Origin of the sequence: Pseudomonas sp. Sample_16 (assembly GCF_004307665.1) — a bacterium.
In the GTDB taxonomy this organism is placed as follows: Bacteria; Pseudomonadota; Gammaproteobacteria; order Pseudomonadales; family Pseudomonadaceae; genus Aquipseudomonas.
The window spans coordinates 1-15,591 of record NZ_RCOB01000182.1 but is presented as its reverse complement, the minus strand read 5'-3'; the positions used below and the strand labels follow the sequence as shown (position 1 = coordinate 15,591).

General features: G+C 59.8%; 15 protein-coding genes. 7 read left to right on the top strand and 8 right to left on the bottom strand.

Features of this window, described 5'->3' with window-relative positions; all coding sequences use genetic code 11:
• The first annotated feature begins 2 nt into the window (after nucleotides 1-2).
• The gene (locus D8U69_RS24605) at nucleotides 3-968 is read left to right on the top strand and encodes an NADPH:quinone oxidoreductase family protein (protein ID WP_241668691.1); all 966 of its coding nucleotides are present in this window, start codon (nucleotides 3-5) and stop codon (nucleotides 966-968) included.
• A 51-nt stretch (nucleotides 969-1,019) separates the two neighbouring features.
• Here D8U69_RS24605 and D8U69_RS24600 read toward each other — a convergent pair whose 3' ends face one another.
• Nucleotides 1,020-1,634, bottom strand: a complete 615-nt coding sequence (locus D8U69_RS24600; protein ID WP_130908351.1) for an energy transducer TonB — start codon at nucleotides 1,632-1,634, stop codon at nucleotides 1,020-1,022.
• A 335-nt stretch (nucleotides 1,635-1,969) separates the two neighbouring features.
• Between D8U69_RS24600 and glpT the strand changes: the two genes are divergently transcribed.
• On the top strand, nucleotides 1,970-3,319 hold the full coding sequence (gene glpT / locus D8U69_RS24595; protein WP_056854087.1) for a glycerol-3-phosphate transporter: 1,350 nt from the start codon (nucleotides 1,970-1,972) through the stop codon (nucleotides 3,317-3,319).
• Here the strand turns inward: glpT and D8U69_RS24590 are convergent.
• The 6 genes from D8U69_RS24590 to D8U69_RS24565 form a co-directional block, all read right to left on the bottom strand.
• Complete coding sequence (locus tag D8U69_RS24590; protein WP_056854088.1) at nucleotides 3,295-3,963, bottom strand: gamma-glutamylcyclotransferase; 669 nt, start codon at nucleotides 3,961-3,963, stop codon at nucleotides 3,295-3,297. The genes glpT and D8U69_RS24590 overlap by 25 nt on opposite strands.
• A gap of 328 nt (nucleotides 3,964-4,291) precedes the next feature.
• Nucleotides 4,292-5,260: a CDP-6-deoxy-delta-3,4-glucoseen reductase gene (locus D8U69_RS24585; protein ID WP_130903831.1), complete on the bottom strand. Its 969-nt coding sequence runs from the start codon at nucleotides 5,258-5,260 to the stop codon at nucleotides 4,292-4,294.
• Nucleotides 5,260-6,726: a 4-hydroxy-3-polyprenylbenzoate decarboxylase gene (ubiD, locus tag D8U69_RS24580; RefSeq protein ID WP_130903830.1), complete on the bottom strand. Its 1,467-nt coding sequence runs from the start codon at nucleotides 6,724-6,726 to the stop codon at nucleotides 5,260-5,262. Before ubiD ends, D8U69_RS24585 begins: the two co-directional genes overlap by 1 nt.
• A gap of 154 nt (nucleotides 6,727-6,880) precedes the next feature.
• The gene (gene rho / locus D8U69_RS24575; RefSeq protein WP_003206716.1) at nucleotides 6,881-8,140 is read right to left on the bottom strand and encodes a transcription termination factor Rho; all 1,260 of its coding nucleotides are present in this window, start codon (nucleotides 8,138-8,140) and stop codon (nucleotides 6,881-6,883) included.
• A gap of 248 nt (nucleotides 8,141-8,388) precedes the next feature.
• The gene (gene trxA, locus D8U69_RS24570; protein ID WP_003206727.1) at nucleotides 8,389-8,718 is read right to left on the bottom strand and encodes a thioredoxin TrxA; all 330 of its coding nucleotides are present in this window, start codon (nucleotides 8,716-8,718) and stop codon (nucleotides 8,389-8,391) included.
• A gap of 121 nt (nucleotides 8,719-8,839) precedes the next feature.
• Complete coding sequence (locus tag D8U69_RS24565; RefSeq protein WP_056854091.1) at nucleotides 8,840-9,547, bottom strand: FadR/GntR family transcriptional regulator; 708 nt, start codon at nucleotides 9,545-9,547, stop codon at nucleotides 8,840-8,842.
• 256 nt (nucleotides 9,548-9,803) lie between these two features.
• On the opposite strand from D8U69_RS24565, the gene D8U69_RS24560 reads away from it, so the two are divergent.
• The 5 genes from D8U69_RS24560 to ppx all read left to right on the top strand — a co-directional run bounded on the left by D8U69_RS24560 (nucleotide 9,804) and on the right by ppx (nucleotide 14,399).
• Complete coding sequence (locus D8U69_RS24560) at nucleotides 9,804-10,589, top strand: transporter substrate-binding domain-containing protein (protein ID WP_056854092.1); 786 nt, start codon at nucleotides 9,804-9,806, stop codon at nucleotides 10,587-10,589.
• A 22-nt stretch (nucleotides 10,590-10,611) separates the two neighbouring features.
• Entirely contained in the window at nucleotides 10,612-11,280 is a 669-nt protein-coding gene (locus D8U69_RS24555) for an amino acid ABC transporter permease (protein WP_130908350.1), read from the top strand.
• Nucleotides 11,277-11,927: an amino acid ABC transporter permease gene (locus tag D8U69_RS24550; RefSeq protein WP_130903828.1), complete on the top strand. Its 651-nt coding sequence runs from the start codon at nucleotides 11,277-11,279 to the stop codon at nucleotides 11,925-11,927. The genes D8U69_RS24555 and D8U69_RS24550 overlap by 4 nt, the downstream gene beginning before the upstream one ends.
• A complete protein-coding gene (locus D8U69_RS24545) occupies nucleotides 11,914-12,651 on the top strand; it encodes an amino acid ABC transporter ATP-binding protein (RefSeq protein WP_130908349.1) in 738 nt (245 codons plus the stop codon). Before D8U69_RS24550 ends, D8U69_RS24545 begins: the two co-directional genes overlap by 14 nt.
• 245 nt (nucleotides 12,652-12,896) lie before the next feature.
• Nucleotides 12,897-14,399 carry an exopolyphosphatase gene (ppx, locus tag D8U69_RS24540; RefSeq protein WP_056854096.1) on the top strand — a complete coding sequence of 501 codons (1,503 nt, stop codon included), beginning with the start codon at nucleotides 12,897-12,899 and terminating at the stop codon, nucleotides 14,397-14,399.
• A 121-nt stretch (nucleotides 14,400-14,520) separates the two neighbouring features.
• Here ppx and ppk1 read toward each other — a convergent pair.
• On the bottom strand, nucleotides 14,521-15,591 hold a 1,071-nt coding region (ppk1, locus tag D8U69_RS24535; protein WP_130908348.1), incomplete at its 5' end, for a polyphosphate kinase 1.

Below are 15,591 nucleotides of genomic sequence, written 5' to 3'. Positions count from 1 at the left end.
TGCTGTGCAAAGCCTTCGGCCCTGCCGAATCGCTGGTGCTGGAAGACGTCGCCAGCCCTGTCGCGAAGAAGAACGAAATCCTGCTGGATGTGCACGCCGCCGGGGTCAACTTCCCCGACACGCTGATCATTGAGGGCAAGTACCAGTTCAAGCCGCCCTTCCCGTTTTCACCGGGCGGTGAAGCAGCCGGCGTGGTCTGCGAAGTGGGTGAAAAGGTCAGTCACCTGAAAGTCGGAGACCGGGTCATGGCCCTGACCGGCTGGGGCAGCTTCGCCGAACAGGTCGCGGTGCCGGGCTACAACGTGCTACCGATTCCGCCGTCGATGGACTTCAACACAGCCGCCGCCTTCAGCATGACCTACGGCACCTCGATGCACGCGCTCAAGCAGCGTGGCAACCTGCAGCCGGGCGAAACCCTGCTGGTGCTCGGCGCTTCCGGTGGCGTCGGCCTCGCGGCAGTGGAGATCGGCAAGGCCATGGGCGCCCGTGTGATCGCTGCCGCCAGCAGCGCAGAAAAACTCGCCGTGGCCAAAGCCGCGGGGGCCGACGAACTGATCAACTACAGCGAAACCAGCCTCAAGGACGAAATCAAACGCCTGACCGATGGCCAGGGTGCCGACGTGATCTACGACCCGGTGGGTGGTGACCTGTTCGACCAGGCCATCCGCGCCATCGCCTGGAACGGCCGCCTGCTGGTGGTCGGTTTCGCCAGCGGCCGGATTCCCGAACTGCCGGTGAACCTGGCACTGCTCAAAGGCGCAGCGGTACTCGGCGTATTCTGGGGCTCGTTCGCCCAGCGCCAACCGCAGGACAACGCCGCGAACTTCCAGCAGCTCTTCGGCTGGTTTGCCGAAGGCAAGCTGAAGCCGTTGGTGTCGCAGGTGTATCCGCTGAGCAATGCCGCGCAGGCGATCAACGATCTGGGCCAGCGCAAGGCGGTAGGCAAGGTGGTGGTGCAGGTTCGCTGAATTGGCAAAACGGTCTGGACTCAAGCAATCGGGTTCAGACCCAGGCGACAACTAAAGCAGCTTGCGAAGGTCCTCAGGCAAAAACCTCGCAAACCGGGACGTTGGGTTGCTCGAACATTGCCGGACGATAATCGGCACCTTCCTGTTCAGCTTTGCGATCAGCTCCAGACGTCGCTCGTTTGAAAAGCTGGTCGCGGAGAACGCATTCGAGAGGTAGGCACGGGTGTAATGGAAGGCAGAAGCATCAAGCCAACCGTTCTCCGGAACATTGGCCATAACCTCATTGAAATCGCGGCATCTCAGCTCCTTGAGCCACTGATTGATATGAATGGGCAGATCCGAGTCGTATCGAAAGATCATGGGCGCAATGACCTCCTGCTCTTTGGGTTTGCCACCTTCGACCACCCACGGCTTGAATCGCCACCGCGCAATGGCAACCCGGGTCGCCTCGGCCAAATCCGGGTGATCGCTTTGCAAAATGCTCACCTTGCTCACCGAACCATCGGCATGCGCCGTGAACCTGACCCGGACATCACCTGTAATTCCGGCCCTTTGCAGCGCCGGCGGGTACACCGGCTTGGGATTGTCTTCCGGAATAAGCAAAAACTCCTCGGCCCGGGCTTCTCCAGACAACGCCAGCACCAGCAAGAACGCAATCCACCGCATAACCCCTCCCTCTTCCCTTCGCACCTCAAATGCCAGTCTTGGCAACTGGCCAAAAGGTTAAAGCGCGAAGGTATTGAGCTGAAGATCATGGCTTCCGGTAACAGTGCAGGACATTTCCCAAAGATTTGCCTTAATCCTGCCGGCCCGGCAGTCACTAAAGGAAAGCGGTAACAACTCCTACAACGCCCTTCACTTACATCTGAGCGACATGTTCATAAAGGAATGCTCGTTTTCCAACATTTCCGCTGTTTGGCTGATGAGAACCAGTGCTATTTTCGGTAACGAAACTGTAACATTCGCATCCGCAGTCAAAACAAGAAAACTGGAGCTCCTGAATGTTTGCTTTCTTTCGTCCTGCCGCACATCAGGCGCCCTTGCCTGAAGAAAAAATAGACAGCACCTACCGCCGCCTGCGCTGGCAAATCTTCGCCGGTATCTTTATCGGTTACGCCGGTTACTACCTGCTGCGCAAAAACTTTTCCCTGGCGATGCCCTATCTGATCGAAGAGGGCTATACCCGCGGTGAACTGGGCGTGGCGCTGTCGGCGATTGCCATCGCCTATGGCTTGTCCAAGTTCCTGATGGGCATCGTTTCCGACCGCTCCAACCCGCGCTTCTTCCTGCCGTTCGGCCTGATGGTTTCGGCTGCCGTGATGTTCATTTTCGGTTTCGCGCATTGGGCAACGTCCAGCGTGACCATCATGTTCGTCCTGCTGTTCATCAATGGCTGGGCTCAGGGCATGGGTTGGCCGCCCAGTGGCCGGACCATGGTGCACTGGTGGTCACAGAAGGAACGCGGTGGCGTGGTGTCGCTGTGGAACGTCGCGCACAACGTCGGCGGCGGCCTGATTGGTCCGCTGTTCCTGGTCGGCATGGGCCTGTTCAATGACTGGCATGCCGCGTTCTACGTACCGGCAGCCGTCGCCATGGCCGTGGCGGTTTTTGCCTTCATCACCATGCGCGATACCCCGCAATCGGTGGGCCTGCCGCCCATCGAGAAGTACAAGAACGACTATCCGGAAGGCTACGACGCCAGCCACGAAGAAGAATTCAGCGCCAAGGAAATCTTCGTCAAATACGTGCTGCGCAACAAAATGCTCTGGTACATCGCCCTGGCCAACGTCTTCGTCTATCTGCTGCGCTACGGCGTATTGGACTGGGCGCCGACCTACCTCAAGGAAGCCAAGGGTTTCACCGTAGACAAGACGTCCTGGGCGTACTTCTTCTACGAATGGGCGGGTATCCCGGGCACGTTGCTGTGCGGCTGGATGTCGGACAAGATTTTCCGTGGCAACCGTGGCCTGACCGGCATGGTGTTCATGGCGCTGGTGACCGTGGCGACCCTGGTGTACTGGTTGAATCCGGCCGGCAACCCGACGGTCGACATGATCGCCCTGGTGTCCATCGGCTTCCTGATCTACGGCCCGGTCATGCTGATCGGCTTGCAGGCGCTGGAGCTGGCGCCGAAGAAAGCCGCCGGTACGGCAGCGGGTTTCACCGGTTTGTTCGGTTACCTGGGGGGTTCGGTCGCGGCCAGTGCAGCGATGGGCTACACCGTGGACCACTTCGGTTGGGACGGCGGTTTCGTCCTGCTGATCGGCGCCTGCCTGCTGGCGATGGCTTTCCTTGCGCCAACGCTGTGGCACAAGCAAGTCGCCAGTCAGAGCCGCGAAGCACTCGCCTGATCGGCCTTTGATTTACAGCGCTTGAGCCGCGCCTCCAGATTCCGGTCTGGCATGGCGTGGCTACGCAGGGCGTGAGCGGTCTGCTCGACATAATCGCGAGTGGTGCCGTAACGCCCGCAAGCGTTTTCAAACACATGGCTCAGCACATGATCCGGCAAGTTGCCGGCATAACTGGGCAGGTGCCGCTCCAGAACGAATCCCAATGCCTGAACCTGGTTGCCGTCTTCGAGTCGGCAGTTGAGCCAGTGTGGACGATAAGACGGGAACGGCATCTCACGTTGCCAAAGCGCATACAGTGACGCTTCAAGTTGCTCTTCAGGCAGACGATAAGCAAAGCCGCTGCAAGAGCCGCCGCGATCCAGGCCGAATACCAGTCCCGGCATCTCCGGTGTGCCACGATGTTCGTGGGACCACAGGTACAACCCCCGGTGGTAACCATGGACCCGCCCGCGAACGCGCTCGACAGCCGTGCACTCAGGGCGCCAGATCAGTGACCCATAGGCGAACAGCCATACAGGCCCACCCTTGTGGCGCGCCATGGTCGTTTGCATTGAGCTGAGTAATTGTTCGTGAGTGAGCTGCGGCCCCAGATCGAGCTGCGGCGGATAAGCCAGATTCAGAAATGAAGATTCTATGGCGCTCATGGCGAATAGCGTTCAGCTCCCCGCGAGTGAAGTATTACTTTATAGAACGCACCGTTGTAACAATAAGGCACATATGTTTTAAGGCAATTTAGGTGCCATGGCACAGTTATTAATTAACTGGCTGGATTAGATATAACGTACCGGCATTTATATTATTTTATAAATACCGATCCGCTATATACAGAGTTATAACCACCTGTGTAGGAGCGAGCCTGCTCGCGATGGTCGTTAGTGATTACGCGGGAAGTCAGGCTGCCCACGGCGCTCTTAAGAACATCGCGAGCAGGCTCCCCCTACAGGGATGTTTGGTTATCTTCAGAGATTGGAGTCAAGAGCGTGGAGCGTAGGCAAATACGTCTGCGCGCATCTGATGGGCGTCCATGCCCGCCTCGACCAGCGCATCCAGCGTGCCGTAGACCATGGCCGGCGAACCACTGGCGTACACGTGCAAAGTCTTGAGATCGGGGAAGTCTTCGCACACGGCCTCATGCAACATGCCGCAGCGTCCCTGCCAGCCGCTTTGATCGCTGACGACTTTGTGCAGGAACAGGTTGGGTAGCTTCAGCCACTCGTCCCAATGTTCGATTTCATAGAAGTCTTCAGGACGGCGCACGCCCCAATACAAATGCACGGGGTGCTTGAAGCCTTCGGCGCGACAGTGTTCGATCAGGCCATGGACCTGGCCCATGCCGGTACCCGCGGCAATCAACACCAGAGGACCGTCCGGCAGCTCGGCCAGGTGCGTGTCGCCGAACGGCATGTCGATCCGCACCATCGTGTTGCCTTGCAGCTGCTTGATCAGGTTTATTGCACTGGCTTCGCGCGCCAGTACGTGGATTTCCAGATCACGCCCACCGGAGGGTGCCGAAGCCAGGGAGAAAGATGATTTCTCGCCATTGTCCCGATGGATCATCAAGTACTGGCCGGCGTGATAACGCGGAGGTTTACCCGCCGGCGCCCGCAGCCGCACTCGCCAGGTATCACCACCGACCTCGGTGCAACTGGTGACCTGACACGACAGGGTGCGCACCGGCAATTCTCCCAGCGCGAGCACGCCATCCCACAGCACGATGCAGTCTTCGAGCGGCTCTGCAATGCAAGTGTAGAACTCGCCATGATCGCGCACATCGCCCGCCTGTTCGACGCGCCCTTCCACCAGCAGCGCAGCGCACACATGGCAGTTGCCGTTGCGACAGCTTTGCGGGCACTCATAGCCCAGACGACGTGCGCCATCGAGAATCCGCTCGCCGGGCAGGATCTCGAGCACCGCTCCGGAGGGCTGCAAAGTTACACGCATCAATCTATTCCTAACTGATTCCAGATGGCATCGATCCGTTGGGTCACGGCATCGTCCTTGACGATCACCCGGCCCCACTCACGTGTGGTTTCGCCCGGCCATTTATGCGTGGCATCGAGCCCCATTTTCGACCCCAGGCCGGACACCGGCGAGGCGAAGTCAAGGTAGTCGATTGGCGTGTTCTCGATCATCACCGTGTCGCGCTTGGGGTCCATGCGCGTGGTGATGGCCCAGATCACGTCGTTCCAGTCCCGTGCGTTGATATCGTCGTCAGTGACGATAACGAACTTGGTGTACATGAACTGTCGCAAAAACGACCAGACACCGAGCATTACCCGCTTGGCATGCCCCGGATACGACTTCTTCATGGTCACGACGGCCATGCGGTACGAGCAGCCTTCTGGCGGCAGGTAGAAATCGGTGATCTCCGGGAACTGCTTCTGCAGGATCGGCACGAACACTTCGTTCAGCGCCACGCCGAGGATCGCCGGCTCATCCGGTGGACGTCCGGTGTAGGTGCTGTGGTAGATCGGCTTGATCCGATGGGTGATGCGCTCGACGGTGAACACCGGGAAGCTGTCGACTTCGTTGTAGTAGCCGGTGTGGTCGCCGTACGGGCCTTCATCGGCCATCTCGCCCGGATGGATCACGCCTTCAAGGATGATCTCGGCGGTGGCCGGCACTTGCAGGTCGTTGCCCCGGCATTTCACCAGTTCGGTGCGGTTGCCGCGCAGCAGGCCGGCGAAAGCGTATTCGGAGAGACTGTCGGGCACCGGGGTCACGGCGCCGAGAATGGTCGCCGGGTCAGCGCCCAGCGCCACGGCCACCGGGAACGGTTGCCCCGGATGCTTCTCGCACCATTCGCGGTAATCCAGCGCGCCGCCACGGTGGCTGAGCCAACGCATGATGACTTTGTTGCGGCCGATCACTTGCTGACGGTAGATCCCGAGGTTCTGCCGATCCTTGTTCGGACCTTTGGTAACGGTCAGGCCCCAGGTGATCAGCGGCGCCACGTCGCCCGGCCAGCAGGTCTGCACCGGCAGTGTCGAGAGATCGACGTCATCGCCTTCGATGACCACTTCCTGGCAGATCGCATCTTTGACGACCTTGGGCGCCATCGAGATGATCTTGCGGAAGATCGGCAGTTTGGACCAGGCGTCTTTCAGCCCTTTCGGCGGCTCGGGTTCCTTGAGGAACGCCAGCAACTTGCCGATTTCGCGCAGTTCGCTGACCGCTTCGGCGCCCATGCCCAACGCAACGCGCTCGGGGGTGCCGAACAGGTTGCCGAGCACCGGAATGTCATAACCGACAGGCTTTTCGAACAGCAGGGCCGGGCCTTTGGCGCGCAAGGTGCGGTCACAGACCTCGGTCATTTCGAGCACTGGGGACACCGGAATCTGGATGCGCTTGAGCTCGCCGCGCTGTTCCAGCCCGCTGATAAAGTCGCGCAAGTCGCGATACTGCATGCGTAAGCCTCGTGTTGGCCGTGGCGTTCGGGGCAGGCAGTTTAGCGCCGAACCCCTCTATTCAGAACCACGAACTGCCGGTTCATCAAAAATCAGATAGCAAAAAGCCGGGTTTCCCCGGCTCTGGTGCCCTGTATGGCACAACCTGCTCGACTTACTTGCGTTTCATCGACAGGAAGAACTCATCGTTGGTCTTGGTCGTTTTCAGCTTGTCGACCAGGAACTCGATGGCAGCAACTTCGTCCATCGGGTGCAGCAGCTTGCGCAGGATCCACATGCGCTGCAACTCGTCGTCGGCGGTCAGCAACTCTTCGCGGCGGGTGCCGGAACGGTTGATGTTGATGGCCGGGAACACGCGCTTTTCAGCGATGCGGCGATCCAGAGGCAGTTCCATGTTGCCGGTGCCTTTGAATTCCTCGTAGATCACTTCGTCCATCTTCGAGCCGGTTTCAACCAGCGCGGTGGCGATGATGGTCAGCGAGCCGCCTTCTTCGATGTTCCGCGCAGCACCGAAGAAACGCTTTGGCTTCTCCAGGGCGTGGGCATCGACACCACCGGTGAGCACTTTGCCGGAGCTCGGGATCACGGTGTTGTAGGCACGGGCCAGACGGGTGATGGAGTCGAGCAGGATCACCACGTCTTTCTTGTGCTCGACCAGGCGCTTGGCCTTCTCGATCACCATTTCGGCCACCTGTACGTGACGGGTTGGCGGCTCGTCGAACGTCGAGGCAACCACTTCGCCGCGCACGGTGCGCTGCATTTCGGTTACTTCTTCCGGACGTTCGTCGATCAGCAGCACGATCAGGTGAACTTCAGGGTTGTTGCGCGCAATGTTCGCCGCGATGTTCTGCAGCATGATCGTCTTACCGGCTTTCGGCGGTGCAACGATCAGACCGCGCTGGCCTTTGCCGATCGGGGCGCACAGGTCGATAACACGACCGGTCAAGTCTTCGGTGGAGCCGTTGCCGGCTTCCATCTTCATGCGCACGGTCGGGAACAGCGGGGTCAGGTTCTCGAAGAGAATCTTGTTTTTCGCGTTTTCCGGACGGTCGAAGTTGATCGTGTCGACCTTGAGCAGCGCGAAATAACGCTCGCCTTCCTTCGGAGGGCGGATCTTGCCAACGATGGTGTCACCGGTGCGCAAGTTAAAGCGACGGATCTGGCTCGGCGAGACGTAGATATCGTCCGGGCCGGCGAGATAGGAGGCGTCTGCAGAGCGGAGGAAGCCGAAGCCGTCCTGGAGAATCTCCAGCACGCCATCACCGGAGATTTCCTCGCCGCTTTTCGCGTGCTTTTTCAGCAGGGAGAAAATCACGTCCTGCTTGCGCGAACGGGCCATATTTTCTATGCCCATCTGTTCGGCCAATTCGAGCAGTTCGGTAATCGGCTTTTGCTTGAGTTCAGTCAGATTCATATAGGAATGACGTAATCATTTATGGAGGGGGGAAAATTAAGCTTTTGGCTTAATGAGGCCGCGCCGCGGAGAAGGCGACAGGATCGCGTACTTATTCGAAAAGGAGAGCGTCGGCGACGGCTAGCAGGGGGCACTGGAGAAACCAGCGCGGGGCCGAATGTAACACCTGAGTTTCGGAGCGTCTAGCCCTCATAACGAAAAAGGCCCCGCGAATTGCGGGGCCTTTATTTGACACGCTGCGACGACGCTTAGATGTTGGCGTCGAGGAAGGCTGCCAGTTGCGACTTCGACAGTGCGCCGACCTTGGTCGCTTCAACGTTGCCGTTCTTGAACAGCATCAGGGTCGGGATACCACGCACGCCGTGCTTGGCCGGAGTTTCCTGGTTTTCGTCGATGTTCAGTTTGGCAACGGTCAGCTTGCCTTTGTAAGTCTCGGCAATTTCGTCCAGAACAGGAGCGATCATTTTGCAAGGGCCACACCACTCAGCCCAGTAATCGACCAGTACAGCGCCTTCAGCCTTGAGTACGTCGGCCTCGAAGCTAGCGTCGCTGACGTGTTTGATAAGATCGCTGCTCATGGAATTCTCCAGGGTTGTAAGCAAAAAAACGTGGCCCATCATAGCTGCCCTTCCCGTGTTCAGGAAGGTGCAGATGATTGAGTCTCGCTATGGTGGTCCATGAGTTTGGGTATAGCCCAGGTCACGCAGTGGCGGGAGCGACGAAGGCGATTCCGGTGCGCAAGGCGGCATTGCGCACATGTTCGTGCATGGCTTTCTGTGCGGCCCCTGAGGCTCGGCGTGCCAGTGCGCGAAGGATTTTGCGGTGTTCCTGCCAGGTTTCCATGGCCCGTTCGGCCCGGATGAACGGTAGCTTCTGGCTCTCCAGGAAGATGTCGGCACTGGCGGTAAGGATGCTCAGCATCGCCTGATTGCCGCTGGCCAGCAGAATTCGACGGTGAAATTCGAAGTCCAGGCGCGCCGCCGCTTCAAAGTCGCCAGACTTCAATTCGTTGCGCATGGCGGCGACATTGTCTTGCAGCGCATCGAGCTCATCGGTACTCAAGGTCACGGCCGCCAGCCCTGCGGCAAACCCCTCCAGCGCATAGCGCAACTGAAAAATGTCCAGCGGCGAAGCCTGCGCCGCGAATGGCCAGCCCGGCGCCGCATCGCCTCGCGGCAGCTCCACTGGTGATTGCACAAACACGCCTTTGCCCGGCTGGATACTGATGACACCCAGTGCACTCAGTGATGACAACGCCTCGCGCAACGACGCCCGACTGACCCCCAATTGCACCGCCAGATCCCGTTGCGAGGGCAAGGCATCCCCAGGCCCGAAGCCCTGTTCGGTGATCAGTTTGCGGATGGCTTGCAGCGCCACTTCGGGTACGGCACGGGAGATCGAGTTCATGATTTTCCAGACGAACCAGGCCAATGTGCGGCCAGTTGTAAAGCTATTCGCGGCGTCCGGCAAGTCGTGCCCCATGGGGGTTCGGGAATTTTCACGGGTGCGCTATCGAGGTGCGAAACGCGACTCGACTGTTCAGACCAGTAAGACCTTCCGACACCAGTAAAACCGCGCGCTGGCGCCCCCATGGCCCGAGGTTGGCATGGCCCATGCTCTGTCGATCCGCAGACATTCCTTCTCGCCGATTCGGAGATCTGCCATGACCCAGCGTTACAGCGCACTCATCAAAGTCTTGTTCGCTAGCCTGATGCTGAGCCAGGCACCCGCCCACGCCGACGGTCTGGAGGATGTGGTCAAGCGCGGCGTCCTCAAGGTTGCCGTGCCCCAGGACTTCCCGCCCTTCGGCTCGGTCGGCCCGGACATGAAACCTCGCGGCCTGGATATCGATACTGCAAAACTGCTGGCCGACCAGCTCAAGGTCAAACTCGAACTGACTCCGGTCAACAGCACCAACCGCATCCCGTTCCTGACCACCGGCAAGGTCGACCTGGTGATTTCCAGCCTTGGCAAAAACCCCGAGCGGGAAAAAGTCATCGACTTCTCCCGCGCCTATGCACCGTTCTACCTCGCCGTGTTCGGCCCGCCAGAAGCCGACATCAAGGGCCTGGACGACCTCAAGGGCAAGACCGTCAGCGTCACCCGTGGCGCCATCGAAGACATCGAGCTGAGCAAGGTCGCGCCCGAAGGCGTGACCATCAAGCGCTTCGAAGACAACAACTCGACCATCGCCGCGTACCTGGCCGGGCAGGTCGACCTGATCGCCAGCGGCAACGTGGTCATGGTCGCCATCAGCGAAAAGAACCCGAAACGCGTGCCGGCGCTGAAAGTGAAGCTCAAGGATTCGCCGGTCTACGTCGGCGTGAACAAGAACGAGCCGGCGCTGCTGGACAAGGTCAATCAGATCCTCGTGACCGCCAAGAGCGACGGCGCATTGGAGAAGAACGCATTGACCTGGCTCAAAGAGCCGCTGCCGGCCGACCTCTGACACGGCGCGCAGGAGACACGCTATGGCTTATCAGTTCGATTTCTTGCCGGTGGTTCACAACACCGATCTGTTGCTGCGCGGTGCATTGTTCACTCTGGAGCTGACGGCCATCGGTGCGGTGCTCGGCGTGGGGCTGGGCATTGTCGGCGCCCTGGTGCGGGCCTGGAACATTCGTCCGTTCGCCGGGATCTTCGTGGTCTACGTCGAGTTGATCCGCAACACGCCGTTCCTGGTGCAGCTGTTTTTCATCTTTTTCGGCTTGCCGTCGTTGGGCGTGCAGATTTCCGAATGGCAGGCAGCGGTATTGGCGATGGTGATCAACCTCGGTGCCTATTCCACCGAAATTGTCCGCGCGGGCATCCAGGCGATCCCGCGAGGTCAACTGGAAGCCGCGGCGGCATTGGCGATGACGCGTTTTGAGGCGTTTCGTCACGTGGTGCTGGTGCCGGCCCTGGGCAAGGTCTGGCCGGCCTTGAGCAGCCAGATCATCATCGTGATGCTCGGCTCGGCCGTCTGCTCGCAGATTGCCACCGAAGAGCTGAGCTTCGCCGCCAACTTCATCCAGTCGCGCAACTTCCGCGCCTTCGAAACCTACGCCCTGACCACGCTGCTGTATTTGTGCATGGCCCTGTTGATTCGCCAGCTCTTGAACTGGATCGGAACACGCTACATCTCCAGGAGCAGCCGATGAGCGATTTCACTTTCTGGGACATCCTGCGCAACCTGCTCACGGGCCTGCAATGGACGCTGGCGTTGTCGCTGGTCGCGTTCATCGGCGGTGGCGTGATCGGCCTGCTGATCATGGTCATGCGCATTTCGAAAAAAGCCCTGCCGCGCAGTTTCGCTCGCACTTACATCGAACTGTTCCAGGGCACGCCGCTTTTGATGCAACTGTTTCTGGTGTTTTTCGGCGTGGCGCTGGCCGGGGTTGAGATTTCGCCGTGGATGGCGGCGGCGATTGCGCTGACGCTGTTCACCAGCGCTTACCTGGCAGAGATCTGGCGCGGTTGCGTCGACTCGATTCCCAATGGCCAGTGGGAAGCTTCGGCGAGCCTGGCGCTGAACCCGTTGGAACAGCTGCGCTACGTGATCCTGCCGCAGGCGCTGCGCATCGCCGTGGCGCCGACCGTGGGCTTCTCGGTGCAGGTGGTCAAAGGCACGGCTGTGACTTCGATCATCGGCTTCACCGAACTGACCAAGACCGGCGGCATGCTTGCCAACGCCACTTTTGAACCGTTCATGGTCTACGGTCTCGTCGCCCTAGGCTATTTCCTGCTCTGTTATCCCTTGTCCCTCAGTGCGCGCTACCTGGAAAGGAGACTGCATGCCTCTGCTTAGAATTTCCGCCCTGCATAAATATTACGGCGATCACCATGTGCTCAAAGGCATCGACCTGAGCGTGGAGGAAGGCCAGGTGGTGGCGATCATTGGACGCAGCGGCTCGGGTAAGTCGACCTTGCTGCGTACCCTCAATGGCCTTGAGTCCATCAACGATGGCGTGATCGAAGTCGACGGTGAATACCTCGATGCTGCCCGTGCCGATCTGCGCAGCCTGCGGCAGAAAGTCGGCATGGTGTTCCAGCAGTTCAACCTGTTCCCGCACCTGACCGTCGGTGAAAACGTCATGCTTGCACCGCAGGTGGTGCAAAAAGTATCAAAAGCCAAAGCGATCGAACTGGCGCGGCAAATGCTGGAAAAGGTAGGGCTGGGTGAGAAGTTCGATGCCTTTCCCGATCGGCTGTCCGGCGGACAACAACAGCGGGTGGCAATTGCCCGGGCGCTGGCGATGTCGCCGAAGGTTTTGCTGTGTGACGAAATCACTTCGGCGCTGGACCCGGAGCTGGTCAACGAAGTGCTGAGCGTTGTTCGGCAACTGGCCAAGGAAGGCATGACGCTGATCATGGTCACCCATGAGATGCGTTTTGCCCGGGAGGTGGGGGATAAGTTGGTGTTCATGCATCACGGCAAGGTGCATGAGGTGGGGGACCCGAAAGTCCTGTTCGCCACGCCGCAAACGGCGGAACTGGCGAACTTCATTGGGACAGTGGCAGCATCAAGCTAAATCCCTGTGGCGAGGGAGCTTGCTCCCGTTCGACGGCGCAGCCGTCGCAAAATCTGAGGACCGGTTTTTCCTGACTCACCGCGTTGGATGGTTTTAGGGCCGCTACGCAGCCCAGCGGGAGCAAGCTCCCTCGCCACAGGGACCCATGTAGTCCATGCGCTGGATCAAGGCTTTGAACCGAACGCGTTGGCGCCAGCCTTTGATCGTGGCACGATGTCGAGGTTATCGACCGAGACCCCCAGACCATGCCGCAATCCCAAGCCAAGAATCTGTCCCTGATCGCCGCAATCGACCTGGGCTCCAACAGCTTTCACATGGTCGTGGCCAAGGCCCAGAACGGCGAAATCCGTATTCTCGAGCGTCTCGGGGAGAAGGTTCAGCTGGCGGCCGGCATCGACGACGAGCGTAAACTCAGCGAAGAATCCATGCAGCGCGGGCTCGATTGCCTCAAGCGTTTTGCCCAACTGATCAACGGTATGCCCCTCGGCGCCGTGCGTATCGTTGGTACCAACGCCCTGCGTGAAGCTCGTAACCGCGCCGAATTCATCCACCGCGCCGAAGAAATCCTCGGCCACCCGGTGGAAGTCATCTCCGGCCGAGAAGAAGCGCGCCTGATCTACCTCGGCGTGTCCCACACCCTCGCCGACACCCCGGGCAAGCGCCTGGTGGCGGACATCGGCGGCGGCAGTACCGAATTCATCATCGGCCAGCGTTTCGAACCGCTGCTGCGCGAAAGCCTGCAAATGGGTTGCGTCAGCTACACCCAACGCTATTTCAAGGACGGCAAGATCACCCCGGCCCGCTATGCCCAGGCGTACACCGCGGCGCGGCTGGAGATCATGAGCATTGAACACGCCCTGCATCGCCTGACCTGGGATGAGGCCATCGGCTCCTCGGGCACCATCCGCGCCATCGGCCTGGCGCTGAAGGCCGGTGGTCACGGCACCGGCGAAGTGAACGCCGAAGGCCTGGCCTGGCTCAAGCGCAAGCTGATGAAGCTCGGCGATGTCGAGAAAATCGACTTCGAAGGCATCAAGCCCGATCGTCGGGCGATCTTCCCGGCGGGCCTGGCAATCCTCGAAGCCATCTTCGACTCCCTCGAACTGCAACGCATGGACCACTGCGAAGGTGCCCTGCGTGAAGGCGTGCTGTATGACCTGCTCGGCCGCCATCATCACGAAGACGTGCGCGAACGCACCCTGACCTCCCTGATGGAGCGTTATCACGTCGACCTGGAACAGGCGGCGCGGGTCGAACGCAAAGCCCTGCATGCCTTCGATCAGGTGGCAAGCGACTGGGACCTGGAAGATGGCGTCTGGCGCGAACTGCTCGGCTGGGCGGCGAAGGTCCATGAGGTGGGCCTGGACATCGCTCACTACCAGTACCACAAGCACGGCGCTTACCTGATCGAACACTCGGACCTGGCCGGGTTCTCCCGCGAAGACCAGTTAATGCTCGCGCTGCTGGTGCGTGGCCACCGTCGCAACATTCCCAAGGACAAATTCGCCGACTTCGGCGATGACGGCATCAAGCTGATACGCCTGTGCGTGTTGCTGCGCTTCGCGATCCTGTTCCACCACATCCGCGGTACTCAGCAAATGCCTCAGGTCGAGCTCAACGCCATGGGCAATCATCTTGAAGTGGTGTTCCCGGAAAACTGGCTGGATGAAAACCAGCTGACCCAGGCCGACTTCGCTATCGAAGCGGAATGGCTGACCCGAGTGGATATCGTTCTCAGCGTGCGCTGATACGCACTGCGCCTGTAGGAACACGGCTTGCCGGCGATGGCAATTTTAGAGACGCCATCGCATGTGGCGGGAAACAAAAATGGCGATCCGCAGGGGATCGCCATTTTTATGCTACGACGCTTTAACGCACAGACAGAATCGGGCTGCCCAATCGCTCCAGCAACGTCGCCTGGGCGCTGCGCGGGTTCTGGTTGCCGGTCGGCGTGTTGCGGATGTAACGACCGTCCGACTGCAGGCTCCAGCTGTGGGTGTTATCGGTCAGGTACAGCTCCAGCTCCTTCTTCACCCGCATGATCAGCTTCTTGCCCTCGACTGGGAAGCAAGTCTCGACGCGCTTGTCGAGGTTGCGCTCCATCCAGTCGGCACTGGACAGGAACATCTGCTCATCGCCACCGTTGAGGAAATAGAACACCCGGGTGTGTTCCAGGAAACGCCCGATGATCGAACGCACGTGAATGTTGTGCGAAACCCCGGCAATGCCCGGCCGCAGGCAGCACATGCCACGCACCACGAGGTCGATGCGCACGCCCGACTGGCTGGCCTTGTACAACGCACGGATGATCTTCGGATCGGTCAGCGAGTTGAACTTGGCAATGATGTGCGCCGGTTTGCCATCGAGGGCGAACTGGGTCTCGCGGGCAATCATGTCGAGCATGCCCTTCTTCAGGGTGAACGGCGCATGCAGCAACTTCTTCATACGCAGGGTCTTGCCCATGCCGATCAACTGGCTGAACAGTTTGCCGACGTCTTCGCACAAGGCGTCGTCGGAGGTCAGCAGGCTGTAGTCGGTGTAGAGGCGAGCGTTGCCGGCGTGATAGTTACCGGTACCGAGGTGCGCATAACGCACGATTTCACCGGCCTCGCGGCGCAGGATCAACATCATCTTGGCGTGAGTCTTGAAGCCGACCACGCCGTAGATCACCACCGCACCGGCCGCTTGCAGACGGCTGGCCAGTTGCAGGTTGGACTCTTCGTCGAACCGCGCGCGCAACTCGATCACCGCGGTAACTTCCTTGCCGTTACGCGCCGCATCCACCAGCGCATCGACGATTTCCGAGTTGGCGCCGGAGCGGTACAGGGTCTGGCGCACCGCCAGCACGTGCGGGTCCTTGGCAGCCTGGCGCAGCAAGTCGACCACCGGGGTGAACGACTCGAACGGGTGCAGCAGCAGGATGTCCTGCTTGCTGATCAC